Genomic DNA, 15,333 nt, shown 5'->3' with positions numbered 1-15,333 from the left:
GAGGGCCGGCGGCGCTCGTGGCGGGGAAGGGGGCCGCGCCTGTACCCTTCCCCGCCACGACGCGAAGCCCCCGTCCGTTGAGACGCGAAGCTCTCGCCCGGCGCGAGGCGGAGCCCTCGCCCGCCACTAGGCGAAACTCTCGCCCGTCGCGACGCGAAGCTCTCGCCCGTCGCGACGCGAAGCCCCGCCCGATGTGACGGGCAGCCCGTCCTTCGGAGGCTGTGGTTCAGCCCATCTCTTCGAGCTTGCGCCCCTTGGTCTCTTTGACCCACTTGCTGACGAAGAGGAACGACAAGGCCGCGAACAGCGCGTACATGGCGTACGTGAGCGGCAGGTTCCAGTCGGCCAGCGCCGGGAACGACACCGTGATCGCCCAGTTGGCGAGCCACTGGGCCGCGGCGGCGACGCCCAGGGCGGCGGCGCGGATGCGGTTGGGGAACATCTCGCCGAGCAGCACCCAGACCACGACACCCCACGACAGCGCGAAGAACAGCACGAAGAAGTTGGCCGCGATGAGCGCGATCGCGCCCTGCGGATCCGGCAGCGAGACCGCCTCGCCCTCGCCCTGCGCGAAGCTGAACGCCCACGCGGCCGTGGCCAGCGAGATCGCCATACCGGCCGAGCCGATCAGCAGCAGCGGCTTGCGCCCGATCCTGTCCACCAGCGAGATCGCGATGAACGTGCCGATGATGTTGATGATCGAGCTGGAGAAGCTGATCAGCAGCGAGTCGCTCTGGTTGATGCCGACCGACTGCCACAGCACGGACGAGTAGTAGAAGATCACGTTGATGCCGACGAACTGCTGGAAGGTGGAGAGCACGATGCCGATCCAGACGATCGGCAGCAGGCCCAGCGCCTTGCCGCGCAGGTCTCTCAGCCCCGGAATGCGTTCCGTGCGCAGCACGTGCTGGATCTCCGCGATGCGCTCGTCGAGGTCGGTGTCCTCGCTCTCGATCTCGGCCAGCACCTGGCGGGCCCGGCTCGTACGTCCCGACATGACGAGATAACGCGGCGACTCGGGAATGGTCGAGGCGAACAGCAGGAACAGCAGCGCCGGCACCAGGCAGGCGCCCAGCATCCACTGCCACGCCTCCAGCAGCCAGATGCGGTTGTTCACATCGCCGCCCGCCACCCGCGCGAACACGTAGTTGACGAGCTGCGAGACCGCGATGCCGAGCACGATGGCGAGCTGCTGGAACGAGCCCAGCCTGCCCCGGTAGGCGGGCGGGGCCACCTCCGCGATGTACGCGGGTCCCAGCACCGACGCCATGCCGATCGCGAAGCCCGCCACCACCCGCCAGAACGCCAGGTCGTACACCGCGAACGGCAGCATCTGCCCGATCGAGCTGACCGCGAACAGCGCCGCCGCGACCTGCATGGAGCGCGTACGCCCCCACCTGTCGGCCAGCCCGCCGCCCGCCCACGCGCCCACGGCCGACCCCAGCAGCGCGATGGCCACCACGAAGCCGATCTCGACCGGACCCACCTGGAAGTGGCGCTGGATGCCGACCACAGCGCCGTTGATGACAGAACTGTCGTAACCGAAGAGGAACCCACCGATGGCCGCGGCCGCGGTGATGAAGACCACGTGACCCAAATGCTCATGATGGGTGTATCGAGTAGCCATGCAGGTCCTTCCCCCTGAATGGTCCCGAACTACCCTCTGATCACCCACGTATTCGAAGCGCGACCGTCACGGGCCTACGACGTCGAGCGCGCAGGGCCGCAGGAGCGAACATGCGCAGGGGCGCGCGTGCGTGGAGGGCGGTCGCGTGGAAGCGGGAGCGGGCGTGCCCTGAGAGCGGAAGGACGCAGGGCAGGCGTGGCGGGCAGGGCGTAGGTGGCGGGGAAACGGGCAGCGTTTCAGGAGCGGCGCCGGGCGCGGGGCAAGCGAATCGCTCACATCCATCCCGCGCCCGGCGTCCGCCACGAACCTCGGACCGCCGAGATCCAGCCCGGTCGGTACGCGCGGGCTCCCGCACCCGCTGGGGGACGTGCGCGGGAGGAACGCCACACCATGACGAGCGCCGGCGGCGCGCTCACGGACGCCCGGAGACCGCCGTCTACAGCGGCGCCGATCGCCGGGCACGTGAGGAGCCGAAGACCGCCGGCCAGCGAAAACGGCCGTCAGCCGTTACGAGACGTGCGGGAGCACCTCGGCGGCGATCAGCTCCAGGTGCTCCATGTCCTGCAGGTCGAGAATCTGCAGGTAGAGCCGCTCGGCACCCAGCTCGGCGAACTTGCCGATCTTCTCCAGCACCTCGGCGGGGGTGCCGCCGAGGCCGTTCTCGCGCAGCGCGTCGGGGTTCTGCCCGATCGCCGCGCACCGGCGCTCGTACTCGGCCTCGTCGGCGCCGACGACGGTGGTCTGCGCCGCGGACAACCGCACGTTGCGCCCGGTCGCCTCGCACGCCTTCCGTACGCGGTCGAACGCCTCACCGGTCTCGGCCGGCAGGCGGAACGGCACGTTGTACTCGTCGGCGTACGCGGCCACCAGCCGCGGCGTGCGCTTGGCCCCGGTGCCGCCGATGATCACCGGCGGGCGCGGCCGCTGGGCCGGCTTGGGCAGCGCGGGAGAGTCGGCGAGGCGGTAGTAGCTCCCCTCGAAGGAGTACGTCTTCTCCGCCGTCCACAGACCGGTGATGATCTCCAGCTGCTCCTCGAAGCGGCCGAACCGCTCGTTGACGGGCGGGAACGGGATGCCGTACGCCGAGTGCTCCTGGTCGTACCAGCCGGTGCCGAAGCCCAGCTCGACCCGGCCGCCGCTCATCTGGTCGACCTGCGCCACGCTGATGGCAAGCGGGCCCGGCAGCCGGAACGTGGCCGGCGAGACCAGCGTGCCCAGCCGGATCGTGGAGGTCTCGCGGGCCAGGCCGGCAAGGGTGATCCAGGCGTCGGTCGAGCCGGGACCCGGGTCGCCGGGACCGATGCGCTGGTAGTGGTCGGACCGGAAGAACGCGTCGAAGCCCAGCCGCTCGCTGGTCTGGGCCACGGAGAGCAGGTCGTCATAGGTGGCGCCCTGCTGGGGCTCGGTGAAGATCCGCAGCTTCATGACCACATTATCCGCACACAACGGACGTGAACCGGAAAAGGGCCGCGCCACGCCGTACGTGCTTGCTAACGTTCAGCGGCAGCGACGAATCGTAGCCGATCGACCACACGGGGTTGCCCATGTCTCGGCACAGGAGGGAGCCGGGCACGCTCCCGCGCCCGCTCGCCGTTCTCGGGGCGATCGCCCTGGCCGCCGGCACCGCCGCGGCGATCCGCATGCTCCCGGCGGATGCGGAGCCGCGTCCCGCCCGCCCGCCGGCCGCCACGCCGGTCGCCACGCAGGTCGAGCAGCAGCCCCAGGGGGAGGCGTTCAGCGGGTTCGTGGCCTTCGCCGACGCCGCCCGCTCGCCCGCGCTCGACCTGGCGGCCGACTCGCGCCGCACCGGCGTCCGCTCTTACGCGCTCGGCCACGTGGTGGCGGCGACCGGTGCCTGCGTCCCCACCTGGGCTCCCGCTTCCAGCGGCGAGTCACGCGTGGCCATCGGTGGCTCGGCGGCGACTCCGACGGGTGAGCCGGGTGCGACCTCCGGCGGCTCGGCGGCGACTCCGACCGACCGGCCCGGCGTGCCGAATGACGGCCGCAACGGGCGTAGAGGCAAGGGGCGGGCGAAGGGCGGCGTGACGGAACGCGTGCGGAGGCTGCGGGCGGCAGGCGGGGACGCGATGCCGGTGTTCGGCGGCCCGCGCGGCCAGGACCTGGCCGCCGCCTGCGCGAGGCCGGGCGCGCTCGCCGCCGCCTACCGCCGTGTCGTGCGGGCGTTCGACGCGACCGCCGCCGACTTCGAGATCCGCGACAGCGCCGACCGCGCCGCCGTGCTGCGCAGGGCCCGAGCCATCGCGGCCATACAGCGCGAACGGCCGCTGCGGGTCGGCTTCACGCTTCCGCTCGGCCGCGACGGCCTGTCGGCGCAGGACGTCGCCATGCTGCGGGCCACCCGCAAGGTGGGCGCGCAGGTGAGCACGGTCAACCTGCTGACCCCCATCGAGCCGCGCGCCACGTCGGCGGGCGGCCGGCTGGACCTGGTGGCGGTGGGTGTGCGCAAGGCGGCGGGCCAGCTCGCCCAGATCCACGACCTGCCGAGCGCGGACGCGGCGTACCGGCGGCTCGCGCTCACGCTGATGCCGTCGAGCGCGGACGATCTCACCGTCCAGGACGCATGGAGGCTGGTCGCGTACGCCAACCGCCACCGCCTGGCCTGGCTGTCGTTGCGCGGAACCACCCCAAGACCGGGCGTGGCACGCATTCTTTGGCATAACCCGCCCAATAGATAAGATTTCGCTGGCCTGGGAGGTTCCCGGGGGACTTTCGGTCAGCAGGGGAGGGGCGTGATGGGTGCACGTCCCGAGACCGCGAAGAAGATCCTGCTGTACTGGATGGACGGCAGCGTCGGGCTGATGTGCCTGCTTCTCGCGGGCTTCTCGGTGGCCGGCATGGTGAGCGGCTCGCTCGACGCCGTTCGCGGGGTGGCGAGCCTGGTGCTGCTGGTCCCGTACTTCGTGCTCTTCACCATCGTCCTGCACGACGGCTACGACGGACCCAGCAAGCCCACGGTCAAGCTGATGGTGACGGGGCTGCTGGGCGTCGCGCTGCTCATGCTCATCCCCCACGCGGGCGTGTCCGCCGGCATGTGGGTGGACACCGCGACGCTCTGGCTGTCGCTGGCGGCGCTCTATCTGCGGCCGCGCGCCACGTTCTGGCTCGCCGCGGCGGTAGTCGCGGCGATCACCGTGTACGTGGTGCTGGTCACCGGCCAGGCGTGGCCCGGCGTGCTGCTCGGCACGACGTTGTCGGCCGCGGCGGTGATCGTGACCATGCTGTTGTGGCGGTGGCTGTGGTGGGTGATCAGAGACGCCCACCGGGGCAGGGAGGCCAGGGCCAGGCTCGCGGTGGCCGAGGAGCGGCTGCGCTTCGCCCGCGACCTGCACGACCTGCTCGGACACAGCCTGTCGGTCATCACGCTGAAGAGCGAGCTGGCCGCCAAGCTCGCCACCAAGGACCCCGGCAGGGCCGCGTCCGAGATGGCGGAGGTGCGCGCGCTCGCCGGCGAGTCGCTGTTCGAGGTGCAGCAGGCCGTGCACGGCTACCAGGCGCTCGACCTGGACGAGGAACTGGCGGGCGTACGGGCGGCGCTGGAGGCGGCCGGCGCCACCTGCGTGATCGAGGCCAAGACCGACGGCCTGTCGCCGGCCGCGCGGACGCTGCTGGCCTGGGCCGTGCGCGAGGGCGGCACGAACATTCTCAAGCACAGCTCGGCCACGCGCTGCGCGATCAAGATCGACGCGGGCGTCCTGGAGATGGTGAACGACGGAGTGACGGCCTCTCCGGCGGAGGCGGGCAGCGGCCTGCGCGGCCTGTCGGAGCGGCTGGTCGCGGCGGGCGGCTCGTTCTCCGCCCGGCCCACCCCTGACGGTGAGTTCGTGCTGCGGGCGGTGGTGCCGGCGTGAACGTCATCGACCGCATCAGGAACGCGAACCGGCTGACCAAGGTCCGCTGGCTCATCGTCTACTGCACCGACCTCATCCTGATCTTCCCGTTCTTCGGCTACTTCGCTTTCTTCCTGCTCCTGCAGGCAGGAATGGGGTGGCCGCCGATCGCGCTCGGCGCCGTGGCGCTGACGGTCTTCGTCGTGCTCAGCCCGCGGCCGTTCAGGATCGCCGTCAGGGGCGGACCGCGGCCCACCGTCATCCTGGCGGTGACCGGGGTGATCACGATCGGGCTTGTGCTGGGCTTCGCGCAGTTCTGGACGGTGCCCACGTGGCTGGCGCTGATGACGCCGTTCGTCCGCAGGCGCACGCTGTTCATCCTGGTCGGGGCGTCGCTGGTGGCGGTCCCCGGGTGGGCCTGGCTGCTCGACGACTACTCCGTGCTGCCGGCGCTCCTGGTCCTGGGCGTCTTCACGTTGATCTCGGTGGGCGCGGTGTGGGCGAACCTGTGGCTGTGGCGGCTCACCCAGGAGGCCTACGAAGGGCAGGAGGCGATGGCCAGGCTGGCGGTCTCGGAGGAGCGGCTGCGCTTCGCCCGCGACCTTCACGACCTGCTCGGGCAGAGCCTCACCGACGTGGCCCACAGGACCGAGCACGCCCAGCGGACGCTGCTGACGGACAAGGAGGCGGCGGCGGCCGAGATGTTCGAGGTGCGCGACCTGGCCAGACGCTCGCTGCGCGAGGTGCGCACGGTCGTGCAGAACTACCGGGCCGTCGACCTCGACGAGGTGCTGGCCAGCGTGCGCGCGGTGCTGGAGGCGGCCGACGTGCGCTGCACCGTGCGCGCGGACACCGCGAGCCTGAGCCCCGAGGCCCGTACGCTGCTCGCCACCGTCGTCCGCGAGGGCGCCACGAACGTGCTCAAGCACAGCAAAGCCGAACGTTGCACGATCACGATCGAAGATGGGGTGCTGGAGATGTCCAACGACGGGGTGACGGGGCCGGTCGGCGAGCATGCGCCGAACGGCCTGGCCGGGCTGGCGCAGCGGCTGCGCGCGGCGGGCGGCACCCTGGAGGCCGAGCCCGACCAGTCCGGGCGCTACCTGCTGCGGGCGGCGGTGCCGGCATGACCACGCGCGTGCTGCTCGCCGACGACGAGCACCTGATCCGCGGCGCCATCGCGGCCCTGCTCGACCTTGAGGACGGCATCGAGGTGGTGGCGCAGGTCGGCCGGGGCGACGAGGTGCTGGCGGCGGTCGAGGAGCACCGCCCCGACGTGGCGGTGCTCGACATCGAGATGCCCGGCATGGACGGACTCAGCGCGGCCGAGCAGATCAGCTCCCAATGCAAGATCGTCATTCTGACCAGCTTGGGCAGGCCCGGCTACCTGCGCCGGGCGATGGCCGCAGGGGTGAGCGGCTTCCTGGGCAAGGACGCTTCGGCGGAGGAGCTGGCGATGGCCATCCGCAAGGTGCAGTCGGGCGGCCGCTACCTGGACGCCGAGCTGGCCGCCGCCGCGATGGCCGCCGGCGACAGCCCGCTGACCGAGCGGGAGCGCGACGCGCTGCGGCTGGCGGCCGACGGCGCCACGATCGCGCGCATCGCCGCCGAGCTGCACCTCACCGAGGGCACCGTGCGCAACTACCTGTCGAGCGCGATGACGAAGCTGAACGCTCAGAACCGGCTGGAGGCCATCCGCACCGCCCAGCGCATGGGCTGGCTCTGACGCCCGCGGCACAGGACATCGGAACGCCTCCCGCACAGGACGTCGGGACGGCTTGCCGGAGGACACCGGCCGCGCCGGAGGGGAGGCCCGGCGCGGCCGCCGCGGGCTCAGCAGTCGACGTAGGCGGACCTGCTGCTCGCCTTGTACGAGCAGGAGTCGACCTGCCTGCCCTTCCGGTCGAGCAGGTAGGCGGTGTCCTCGTCGTTGTTCCACACGTACTGCTTGCGGTTCCAGTAGACGACGGCGACGCCGTCGTCGCCCTGTCCGGTGCGCAGGGTGACGCGCTTCTTGGCGCGTAAGACGACCTTGCCGAACTTGTAGGTGTAGCCGCTCTTGTCGCGCACCTTCCACCCCTTGAGGTTGACGGCTCGCCTTGAGGTGTTGAGCAGCGTGATGTACTCGGCGTTCAGCGAGTCGTTGGTGCGCCGGTCGGCGCCGGGGGAGTCGTAGTAGATCTTCACGATCCGTACGGGATGCGGAGCGGTCCGCGCGGCGGCCGGCAGGGCGGTGCCGGCGGCCAGCGTGACGGCGGAGACGAGCGCGGCGACAGCGGGGGCGACTCTCACCAATAGGTCCTCTCGTCATTGATCAGGATGAAGCGACAGAGAGAGGACGGCGGAGCGGCGCGGGTGGTTGGCACGCGCGTTAGAACCGGTCGGACGGACCCCGTTGAACCGGTCAACCGGAAGCGGCCCTGTCCCACCTGATCGGACGGCATCCCCGGCCCTGAGCGCGTTTCCGGACGCACATCTCGAAAGCGTCACGACTATTGACGGAGCGGACACGCGGATTTTACGTTCGCGGTACTTATCCGGTTCAGCAGCCCCTTTGGGGCCGCTTCTACTGAAGAGTGCATCGCTCCCGGGCTGTTCGACGGGAGCGATCTTCGCACCCGGATGGGAGCGCTCCCAGACAGCGTTTCCTGACGGGCGACTCGGGGTCTCTGACAGGACGTGCATACCTTCGCGCCGCCGCGCGGAGTAAGGAGAGAGACGATGCGTAACCGGGCTCGGATGATGATCCCGCTCGTCGCGGCGGGACTGCTCGCCGCGGCCTGCACCGGAGGCGGAGGCACGCCCGCCCCCTCCGCCCCCCAGGCACAGAGCCAGGGGGCGGTGGCCAGCGCCAACCCCGACCAGCTCCCGCGCAACGAGACCCTCTACACCACGGGCACGCAGTGGGGGCCGCCGGCCAACTACAACCCCATCAGGGAGTGGGACTCCGCGGTCGGCACCAAGGGCCTGGTCTACGAGACGCTCTTCCACTACGACATCAACGCCGCCAAGCTCGTCCCGTGGCTGGCCGAGAGCGGCTCGTGGACCGACGACACCACGTACGAGCTCAAGGTCCGCCAGGGCGTCAAGTGGTCCGACGGCCAGCCGTTCACCGCCAAGGACGTCGTCTTCTCCTTCGAGCTCGGCAAGATGGAGACGATCCCCTACCACCAGCTCTGGGACTGGCTGAAGTCGGCCGAGGCGGTGGACGACCAGACCGTGAAGTTCACCTTCTCCAAGGCCAACTACCAGCAGTGGGACTACATGCTCTACAGCCGGTCCATGGTCCCCGAGCACATCTGGAAGGACCGCTCGGAGTCGGAGGTGCTCGACGGCACCAACGACAACCCGGTGGCGACGGGCGCGTACACGTTCCTGAGCAAGGACCAGGACCGCGTGGTGCTGCAGCGGCGTGACGACTGGTGGGGCAAGACGGCGCTCAACATGGAGCCCAAGCCGCGCTACATCGTCGACATCGCCACCCCCAGCAACGAGGTCGCGATGGGCATGCTGCTGCAGAAGGGCCTCGACCTCAGCAACAACTTCCTGCCCGGCGTGGCCAACCTGGTCAAGGGCAACTTCGGGCTGACGACGTACTACAACGAGCCGCCGTACATGCTGTCGGCCAACACCGCCTGGCTGGTGCCCAACACCACTAAGAAGCCGATGGACGATCCCGCCTTCCGCAAGGCGCTGGCCACCTCCATCGACGTCGGCAAGATCGTCGAGAGCGTCTACGGCAACCTCGTCAATGCCGCCAGCCCCACCGGCCTGCTGCCGCAGTGGGACAAGTTCATCGACAAGGACGTGGTGGCGAAGTCGGGCTTCACGTTCGACACCGGCAAGGCCAAGCAGCTCCTCGCCGACGCCGGTTACAAGGACACCGACGGCGACGGCTTCGTGGAGAACAAGGACGGCTCCAAGATCGACCTGACCATCATCGTGCCGTCCGGCTGGACCGACTGGATGGAGGCGGCCCGGTCGATCTCCGCCAGCGCCAAGAGCGCGGGCATCCAGATCACGCCGGAGTTCCCCGACTTCAACGCGCTGGTCGAGCAGCGCGCCAAGGGCGACTTCGACCTGCTCATCAACAACGAGCGGGGGTTGTCCAACAGCCCGTACACCTACTACGAGTACATCTTCCAGCTTCCCATCAGGAAGCAGCAGAACACGGTCAACTTCGCCCGGTACGAGAACAAGAAGGCCTGGGAGCTCGTCCAGCAGCTCGACCAGGTGAAGACCGACGACATCCCCGGCATGCAGAAGATCATTTCCCAGCTCCAGCAGATCCATCTGGACGACATGCCGGTGATCCCGCTCTGGTACAACGGCCTGTGGGCGCAGCACAGCAACGCCGTGTGGAAGAACTGGCCGTCGTCGGCCGAGGGCGCGCCCAAGACCGGCGCCGTGCTCTGGCGCAACTGGCTGGAGCTCGGCGGTTTCGAGACGCTCACCCAGCTCCAGCCCGCCGGCTCGTGACGAGCTGACCGAGAGAACCTCCCCTGCTCCTCCGCCTCCGCCCCCTCTCATGGGAGGCGGAGGGGCCGCTTTGGAGACACATACCTGTGCGTCGTTACTTCGGCAGGAAACTGCTCATCTACGGACTGACCTTCTTCGTCGCCGTCACGGTCAACTGGATGATCCCGCGCTTCATGCCGGGCGACCCGGTCGCCAGCATGGTCGCACGGGCCAACGTCACCAAGCCCGAGGCCGTCGAGGCCATGCGGGCCTACTACACGAATCTCTTCGGCCTCGACCAGCCGCTCTGGCAGCAGTACCTCAACTTCTGGGGCACGCTGCTGCGCGGCGACTTCGGGGTGAGCATCTGGCTGTTCCCCACCCCGGTCGCCGACGTGATCATGCAGGCGGTGCCGTACACGCTGGGGCTGATCGTCCCGTCGGTGCTGCTCAGCTGGGTGGTGGGCAACCAGTTCGGCGCGTACGCCGCCCGCCGCAAGCTGCTCGACAACACCGTGCTCCCCGTCGGGTACGTGCTGACCGCCATGCCCTACATGTGGCTGGCGGTGCTGCTGGCCTGGGGGCTCGGTGTGCTGCTCGGCTGGTTCCCGGTGGCCGGCGGCTACAGCTTCTCGATGCGGCCCACCTGGTCGTGGACGTTCCTGCTCGACCTGCTGCACCACTGGGCGCTGCCCTTCCTGTCGCTGTTCCTGGTGGCGCTGGGCGGCTGGGCCATCGGCATGCGCAACATGATCATCTACGAGCTCGAATCCGACTACTCCAACTACCTGGCGGCGCTCGGCGCGCCCAGCAGGCTCATCCGCCGCTACGCCTTCCGCAACGCGGTGCTGCCCCAGGTCACCGGCCTGGCCCTGCAGCTCGGCACGCTGGTGGCGGGCGCGCTGGTCACCGAGATCGTCTTCGCGTATCCGGGGCTCGGCAGCCTGATTCTCAAGGCGATCCAGAACAAGGACTTCTTCCTGCTGCAGGGCACGTTCCTGTTCATCGTGCTCGGCGTGCTGATCGCCAACTTCATCATCGACATCGTCTACGTCGTGGTCGATCCGCGGACCAGGGCGGGAATGGCGGGTGCCCAGGCATGAGCGTGATCCAGGACGTCGCGCCGCACGAGCCGGCCGTGCGGCGCGAGGCGCTGCACTTCGCGGTGCGCAACGCCAAGCTCATGGCCGGCTTCGGCATCGTGGCCGCGCTGCTGCTGCTCGGCCTGCTGGGGCCGCTGCTGGTGAGCGGCAATCCCAACGACTACGGCCCGCAGCCGATGAGCCCGCCGAGCGGCGAGCACTGGCTCGGCACCACCACGTTCGGGCAGGACGTGTTCCTGCAGTTCGTGCACGGTCTGCGGGCCACCTTCGTGGTGGGGGTGATCGGCGGCGGGATCGCCGCGGTCATCGGCATGGCCATCGGGTTCGTGGCCGGCTACCGCGGCGGCATCATCGACGAGGTCCTCAACATGCTGACCAACGTCGTGCTGGTCATCCCCACCCTCGCCGTGCTGCTCATCATCAACGCCTACCTGGGCATCCGCAGCGTGGCCGTGCAGGGCCTGTTCATCGGGCTCACGCAGTGGCCGTGGGCGGCGCGGGCGATCAGGGCGCAGACGTTCTCGCTGCGTACCAGGGAGTTCGTGGACCTGGCCAGGATGAGCGGCGCGGGCACCTGGCGGATCATCGTCAGGGAGATCGCGCCGAACATGAGCTCCTACCTGTTCATGACGTTCATCCTGCTGTTCGGCGGCTCGGTGCTGATCGGTTCCTCGCTCGACTTCATCGGGCTCGGACCCACGGAGGGCGTCTCGCTCGGGCTGATGTTGCAGAACGCCCATCAATGGAGCGCGCTGCAACTCGGCATGTGGTGGTGGTTCGTGCCGCCGGGAGCGGCCATCACCGCCATCGTGGGCGCCCTGTACGTGGCCAACGTCGGCCTCGACGAGGTCTTCAACCCGAAGCTGAGGGAGACATGAGCCTGCAGGTCAGCGAGCTGAAGGTGTACTACAGGACGCTCAGGGGCGACGTACGCGCACTCGACGGCATGACCTTCGAACTGCGCGACGGCGAGATCCTCGGCCTGGTCGGCGAGTCCGGCTGCGGCAAGAGCACGCTCGGCAAGTCGCTCATCCGCATGGACGGCCGCATGCGCCGCGTCGGCGGCACGGTCGTGCTCGACGGCCGCGAGCTGCCCATCGACGACGACCGCAAGATGAACGAGTTCCGCTTCCACGAGGTCTCGCTCATCCCGCAGTACGCCATGAGCGCGCTCAACCCCACCCGCAAGATCCGCAAGATGGTCACCGAGCTGCTCGCCTCGCGCGGCGCCACCCTCGACCTGGCCGAGCTGGAACGCCGCATGGACCAGGTGGGGCTGCCCCGCGAGGTGCTCGACCGCTATCCGATCGAGCTGTCGGGCGGCATGAAGCAGCGCATGGTGATGGTCATCTCGACGCTGCTGGACCCGTCCCTGCTGATCGCCGACGAGGTCACCTCCGCGCTCGACGTCTCCACGCAGAAAGCCGTCACGCGCGCCCTGCTCGGCTTCAGGGACAGCGGCTACGTCAAAAGCATGATCTTCGTCACGCACGACCTCGCGCTCACCCACCACCTCGCCGACACGATCATGGTCATGTACGCCGGCCGCCTCGCCGAGAAGGCGCCGTCCGACGTGATCATCAAGTCGCCGCGGCACCCGTACACGAAGCTGCTGCTGGAATCCCTGCCCGAGGTCGGCGTGCGCTACGCCGACCGGCGGCTCGAAGGCATCGCCGGCGCCCCGCCGTCGCTGCTCAACCCGCCCGCCGGCTGCCGGTTCCGCGACCGGTGCCCGATCGCGGGCGAGGAGTGCGCCGAGGATCCGCCGGTGGCCGAGCTCGCCCCCGACCACCACGTAGCCTGCTGGAAGGCCTGATGCTGACACTGCGCGAGGTCACCAAGGAATACAAGATCGGCGCGTTCGGCGGTAAGACCGTCGCGGCCGTCAAGGGCGTGAGCTTCGACGTCGTGCCCGGCGAGGTCGTCTCCCTGATCGGGGAGAGCGGCAGCGGCAAGAGCACGATCGGCCGGATGATCCTCGGGCTCCACCCCGTCACCAGCGGCACGATCACCTTCGACGGGCGGCCGGTGCGGGCGGGCAAGGAGTACTACCGGCACGTGCAGGGGATCTTCCAGGACCCGTTCAGCTCGTTCAACCCGGTGTTCAAGGCGGACCGGGTGTTCGCGATGATCAAGGAGGCGTACTATCCGGGCGTGCCCGCCGCCGAGTGGGCCGAGCGGGTCGAGACGTCGCTGCGCGACGTGCGGCTCAACCCCGCCCAGGTGCTGGGGAAGTACCCGCACCAGCTCAGCGGCGGGCAGCTGCAGCGGCTGCTCATCGCCCGCGCGCTGCTGCTCGACATCAAGCTGCTGGTCGCCGACGAGATCACCAGCATGCTCGACGCCTCCACCCGCATCGACGTGCTCAACCTGCTGGCCGAGCTCAAGACCAGGGGCCTCGGCGTGCTCTACATCACCCACGACCTGTCGCTCGGCACGTACCTGGCCGAGCGGACCGTGGTGCTGCGCAGGGGCAAGGTGGCCGAGATGGGGCCGACCGACGAGGTGTTCGGCGACCCGCTGCACCCGTACACGCGCGAGCTGCTGTCGGCGGTGCCGCGCCTGCACGAGTCGTGGGACGACGCGGTGCCGGTCGACTCCTGCCTCTATCACGAGCGGGGCGGCACGGGCGGCCTGCTTGAGGCCGCGCCGGGGCACTTCGTGGCCTGCGCCGCCCTGCCGTCCTGCCCCTCCGGCGAGGTCTGAGCGGGCCGCGTCAGCCGCGGCGGTGGAAGCGCCGGTGCGCCAGGCTGAAGACCAGCGCGCCCAGCCAGAGCACGAGCAGCGCCTTGAAGACGCCGAAGCCGCCGAAGATCAGGCTGAGGAACAGCAGCATGGTCAGCATCGGCACCAGCGGGTGCGGCCCGCGCCGGTGGCGGCGCATGTGCCCGTGCCAGCCCCGCATGTGGTGGCGCATGTCCCGGTGGGCGTGGCGCATGGCCTCCATCTGCCGGCGGTGCGCGTGCATGGCGGCGTGCCAGTCGCTCATCACGTACGGGCTCGCCGGCTCCTGGTAGGCGGGCCCGTGGGGTGACGGCCGCCCGCCCGGCAGGTCGGCCGTCACCTCGGCGAGCTCGCGAGCGGTTTTGGCGGCCAACGTGCGGTCGAGGCGCTCGTCGAGCTCCTCGTGGGTGAGCCCGCCCTGCGCGAAGTGCTCGCGCAGAGCGGCCATGGTCTGCTCGCGTTCGGCGTCGCCGATGCGGAGATCTCTGGCGTCCATGACGGTTACCTCGCTCTCTCCGTACCGGCTGTCCAGCGCGGCGCCGGCCATCGTTCTCACTCCTCGCCCGGGTCGTCGTCCGCCAGGATCTGGTAGAGCTTGCGCCGGGTCTCAACCAGAGTCTTACGCGCTTCGCGGATTTGTGCGTCGTTTCCGGTCTGGAGAACCTGCATCATGGCGAATGCCGACTGCCGGGTGATGTGCCAGAGATCGGCGGTGTTGTCGTCGATGTCGGGACGCATCTCGTCCCACGGCGCGCGGACCTCGTCGGCGTGCGCCTCGATGTAGTCGCGCCCTTCCTGGGTGAGCCGGAAGGTCTTGCGGCCCTCGTTCTCCTCCGAGATCACCAGGCCCTCGTCGGTGAGCTGCTGCAGCGCCGGGTAGACGGCGCCGGGGCTGGGCTTCCAGCCGCCCTCGCTGCGCTCGGCGATCTCCTGGATGATCTGGTAGCCGTTGCGCGGCTCCTCGGCGAGCAGGGCCAGGATCGCGGCGCGCACGTCGCCCCGCTTGGCCTTGCGGCCGCGGCCGCCGCCCCAGCCGCGCCCGCCCCACGGGCCGGGCCCCCAGGGGCCGCGCCCGAAGTCGAACGGGAACGGGCCGCCTCTGCCGCGATGCCGGTGCTCGTGCGGGCCGCCATGGTGCGGGCCGTGGTGGGGACCGCGGTGCGGGCCGCCCCTGCGCCCGCCGATCTGCTCGAAAGCGTCGGCCATCGCCTGGAACGCCTCGCGGGCCGCGCGCTTGTAGTCGTGCGCGCCGAACCAGGCTCCGCCCGCCGCCATGTGGTGAGTCATATCTCCTCCTATATCGTGACTCAGTCTCGATGCGTCAAAGATATATCGAGAACATGTCGACAGACAAGTCACGGACAGGTGTGAGCCAGATCACGAAAAAGTTGCGGAATCCGGGGAACAGGATCCGGGAAGTCACCGTTGAACCCAGCAGACGAGGTCGTTCCGCGTCGGCAGGGCTGGGGGGTGCTGTCGCCGCGGAGACGACCTCGTCTGCGTTTTCAGGGGTTTCCAGGGTTTTCGAGCGTGCGCGTGCGCGCCACACTCCACTTCCCGCCCGGCGCCGGCG

General features: G+C 69.7%; 14 protein-coding genes. 9 read left to right on the top strand and 5 right to left on the bottom strand.

Annotated elements, in window-relative coordinates:
• Nucleotides 1-226: 226 nt before the first annotated feature.
• Together ACFMQL_RS03195 and ACFMQL_RS03190 are read right to left on the bottom strand one after the other, a co-directional pair.
• Nucleotides 227-1,627 (bottom strand): sugar porter family MFS transporter, encoded by a 1,401-nt coding sequence (locus ACFMQL_RS03195; protein ID WP_364067304.1) that lies wholly within the window; start codon nucleotides 1,625-1,627, stop codon nucleotides 227-229.
• A gap of 507 nt (nucleotides 1,628-2,134) precedes the next feature.
• Entirely contained in the window at nucleotides 2,135-3,052 is a 918-nt protein-coding gene (locus tag ACFMQL_RS03190; RefSeq protein ID WP_364067305.1) for an LLM class F420-dependent oxidoreductase, read from the bottom strand.
• A 119-nt stretch (nucleotides 3,053-3,171) separates the two neighbouring features.
• On the opposite strand from ACFMQL_RS03190, the gene ACFMQL_RS03185 reads away from it, so the two are divergent.
• Genes ACFMQL_RS03185 through ACFMQL_RS03170 form a run of 4 tightly spaced genes read left to right on the top strand, consistent with a single transcriptional unit; the run spans nucleotide 3,172 to nucleotide 7,201 of the window.
• A complete protein-coding gene (locus ACFMQL_RS03185) occupies nucleotides 3,172-4,323 on the top strand; it encodes a hypothetical protein (RefSeq protein WP_378784508.1) in 1,152 nt (383 codons plus the stop codon).
• Between the two features lie 57 nt (nucleotides 4,324-4,380).
• Nucleotides 4,381-5,496 carry a sensor histidine kinase gene (locus ACFMQL_RS03180; protein ID WP_378784506.1) on the top strand — a complete coding sequence of 372 codons (1,116 nt, stop codon included), beginning with the start codon at nucleotides 4,381-4,383 and terminating at the stop codon, nucleotides 5,494-5,496.
• Entirely contained in the window at nucleotides 5,493-6,605 is a 1,113-nt protein-coding gene (locus ACFMQL_RS03175; protein ID WP_378784504.1) for a sensor histidine kinase, read from the top strand. The genes ACFMQL_RS03180 and ACFMQL_RS03175 overlap by 4 nt, the downstream gene beginning before the upstream one ends.
• Entirely contained in the window at nucleotides 6,602-7,201 is a 600-nt protein-coding gene (locus ACFMQL_RS03170) for a response regulator transcription factor (protein ID WP_364067313.1), read from the top strand. Before ACFMQL_RS03175 ends, ACFMQL_RS03170 begins: the two co-directional genes overlap by 4 nt.
• A gap of 107 nt (nucleotides 7,202-7,308) precedes the next feature.
• Here the strand turns inward: ACFMQL_RS03170 and ACFMQL_RS03165 are convergent, their stop codons facing one another.
• Nucleotides 7,309-7,767: a lamin tail domain-containing protein gene (locus ACFMQL_RS03165; protein ID WP_378784502.1), complete on the bottom strand. Its 459-nt coding sequence runs from the start codon at nucleotides 7,765-7,767 to the stop codon at nucleotides 7,309-7,311.
• Between the two features lie 429 nt (nucleotides 7,768-8,196).
• On the opposite strand from ACFMQL_RS03165, the gene ACFMQL_RS03160 reads away from it, so the two are divergent.
• From ACFMQL_RS03160 to ACFMQL_RS03140, 5 genes are all read left to right on the top strand, one after another.
• Nucleotides 8,197-9,954, top strand: a complete 1,758-nt coding sequence (locus ACFMQL_RS03160; RefSeq protein WP_364067317.1) for an ABC transporter substrate-binding protein — start codon at nucleotides 8,197-8,199, stop codon at nucleotides 9,952-9,954.
• Nucleotides 9,955-10,040: 86 nt separating this feature from the next.
• Nucleotides 10,041-11,036, top strand: coding sequence for an ABC transporter permease (locus ACFMQL_RS03155; protein WP_364067319.1), 996 nt, complete (start codon nucleotides 10,041-10,043; stop codon nucleotides 11,034-11,036).
• Nucleotides 11,033-11,914, top strand: coding sequence for an ABC transporter permease (locus ACFMQL_RS03150; RefSeq protein ID WP_378784500.1), 882 nt, complete (start codon nucleotides 11,033-11,035; stop codon nucleotides 11,912-11,914). The genes ACFMQL_RS03155 and ACFMQL_RS03150 overlap by 4 nt, the downstream gene beginning before the upstream one ends.
• Nucleotides 11,911-12,852 carry an ABC transporter ATP-binding protein gene (locus ACFMQL_RS03145; protein ID WP_364067323.1) on the top strand — a complete coding sequence of 314 codons (942 nt, stop codon included), beginning with the start codon at nucleotides 11,911-11,913 and terminating at the stop codon, nucleotides 12,850-12,852. Before ACFMQL_RS03150 ends, ACFMQL_RS03145 begins: the two co-directional genes overlap by 4 nt.
• On the top strand, nucleotides 12,852-13,742 hold the full coding sequence (locus ACFMQL_RS03140) for an ATP-binding cassette domain-containing protein (RefSeq protein WP_364067325.1): 891 nt from the start codon (nucleotides 12,852-12,854) through the stop codon (nucleotides 13,740-13,742). Before ACFMQL_RS03145 ends, ACFMQL_RS03140 begins: the two co-directional genes overlap by 1 nt.
• A gap of 10 nt (nucleotides 13,743-13,752) precedes the next feature.
• On the opposite strand, the gene ACFMQL_RS03135 is transcribed toward ACFMQL_RS03140, so the two are convergent.
• Entirely contained in the window at nucleotides 13,753-14,307 is a 555-nt protein-coding gene (locus tag ACFMQL_RS03135; RefSeq protein WP_378784499.1) for a DUF1707 domain-containing protein, read from the bottom strand.
• Between the two features lie 5 nt (nucleotides 14,308-14,312).
• Nucleotides 14,313-15,047, bottom strand: coding sequence for a PadR family transcriptional regulator (locus ACFMQL_RS03130; RefSeq protein ID WP_378784498.1), 735 nt, complete (start codon nucleotides 15,045-15,047; stop codon nucleotides 14,313-14,315).
• Between the last annotated feature and the right edge of the window lie 286 nt (nucleotides 15,048-15,333).

This window comes from Nonomuraea fastidiosa (assembly GCF_042751225.1).
GTDB lineage: Bacteria > Actinomycetota > Actinomycetes > Streptosporangiales > Streptosporangiaceae > Nonomuraea > Nonomuraea fastidiosa.
Note: the sequence above shows the minus strand (reverse complement) of the source record. Positions and strands in the feature narration are given on the sequence as shown.

Bases quoted from the DNA above. Each gene is read 5' to 3' on its own strand.
- ACFMQL_RS03160 (WP_364067317.1), top strand. From the start codon at position 8,197: ATGCGTAACCGGGCTCGGATGATGATCCCGCTCGTCGCGGCGGGACTG.
- ACFMQL_RS03135 (WP_378784499.1), bottom strand. From the start codon at position 14,307: ATGGCCGGCGCCGCGCTGGACAGCCGGTACGGAGAGAGCGAGGTAACC.
- ACFMQL_RS03180 (WP_378784506.1), top strand. From the start codon at position 4,381: ATGGGTGCACGTCCCGAGACCGCGAAGAAGATCCTGCTGTACTGGATG.
- ACFMQL_RS03150 (WP_378784500.1), top strand. From the start codon at position 11,033: ATGAGCGTGATCCAGGACGTCGCGCCGCACGAGCCGGCCGTGCGGCGC.
- ACFMQL_RS03195 (WP_364067304.1), bottom strand. From the start codon at position 1,627: ATGGCTACTCGATACACCCATCATGAGCATTTGGGTCACGTGGTCTTC.
- ACFMQL_RS03145 (WP_364067323.1), top strand. From the start codon at position 11,911: ATGAGCCTGCAGGTCAGCGAGCTGAAGGTGTACTACAGGACGCTCAGG.
- ACFMQL_RS03190 (WP_364067305.1), bottom strand. From the start codon at position 3,052: ATGAAGCTGCGGATCTTCACCGAGCCCCAGCAGGGCGCCACCTATGAC.
- ACFMQL_RS03170 (WP_364067313.1), top strand. From the start codon at position 6,602: ATGACCACGCGCGTGCTGCTCGCCGACGACGAGCACCTGATCCGCGGC.
- ACFMQL_RS03185 (WP_378784508.1), top strand. From the start codon at position 3,172: ATGTCTCGGCACAGGAGGGAGCCGGGCACGCTCCCGCGCCCGCTCGCC.
- ACFMQL_RS03130 (WP_378784498.1), bottom strand. From the start codon at position 15,047: ATGACTCACCACATGGCGGCGGGCGGAGCCTGGTTCGGCGCGCACGAC.
- ACFMQL_RS03140 (WP_364067325.1), top strand. From the start codon at position 12,852: ATGCTGACACTGCGCGAGGTCACCAAGGAATACAAGATCGGCGCGTTC.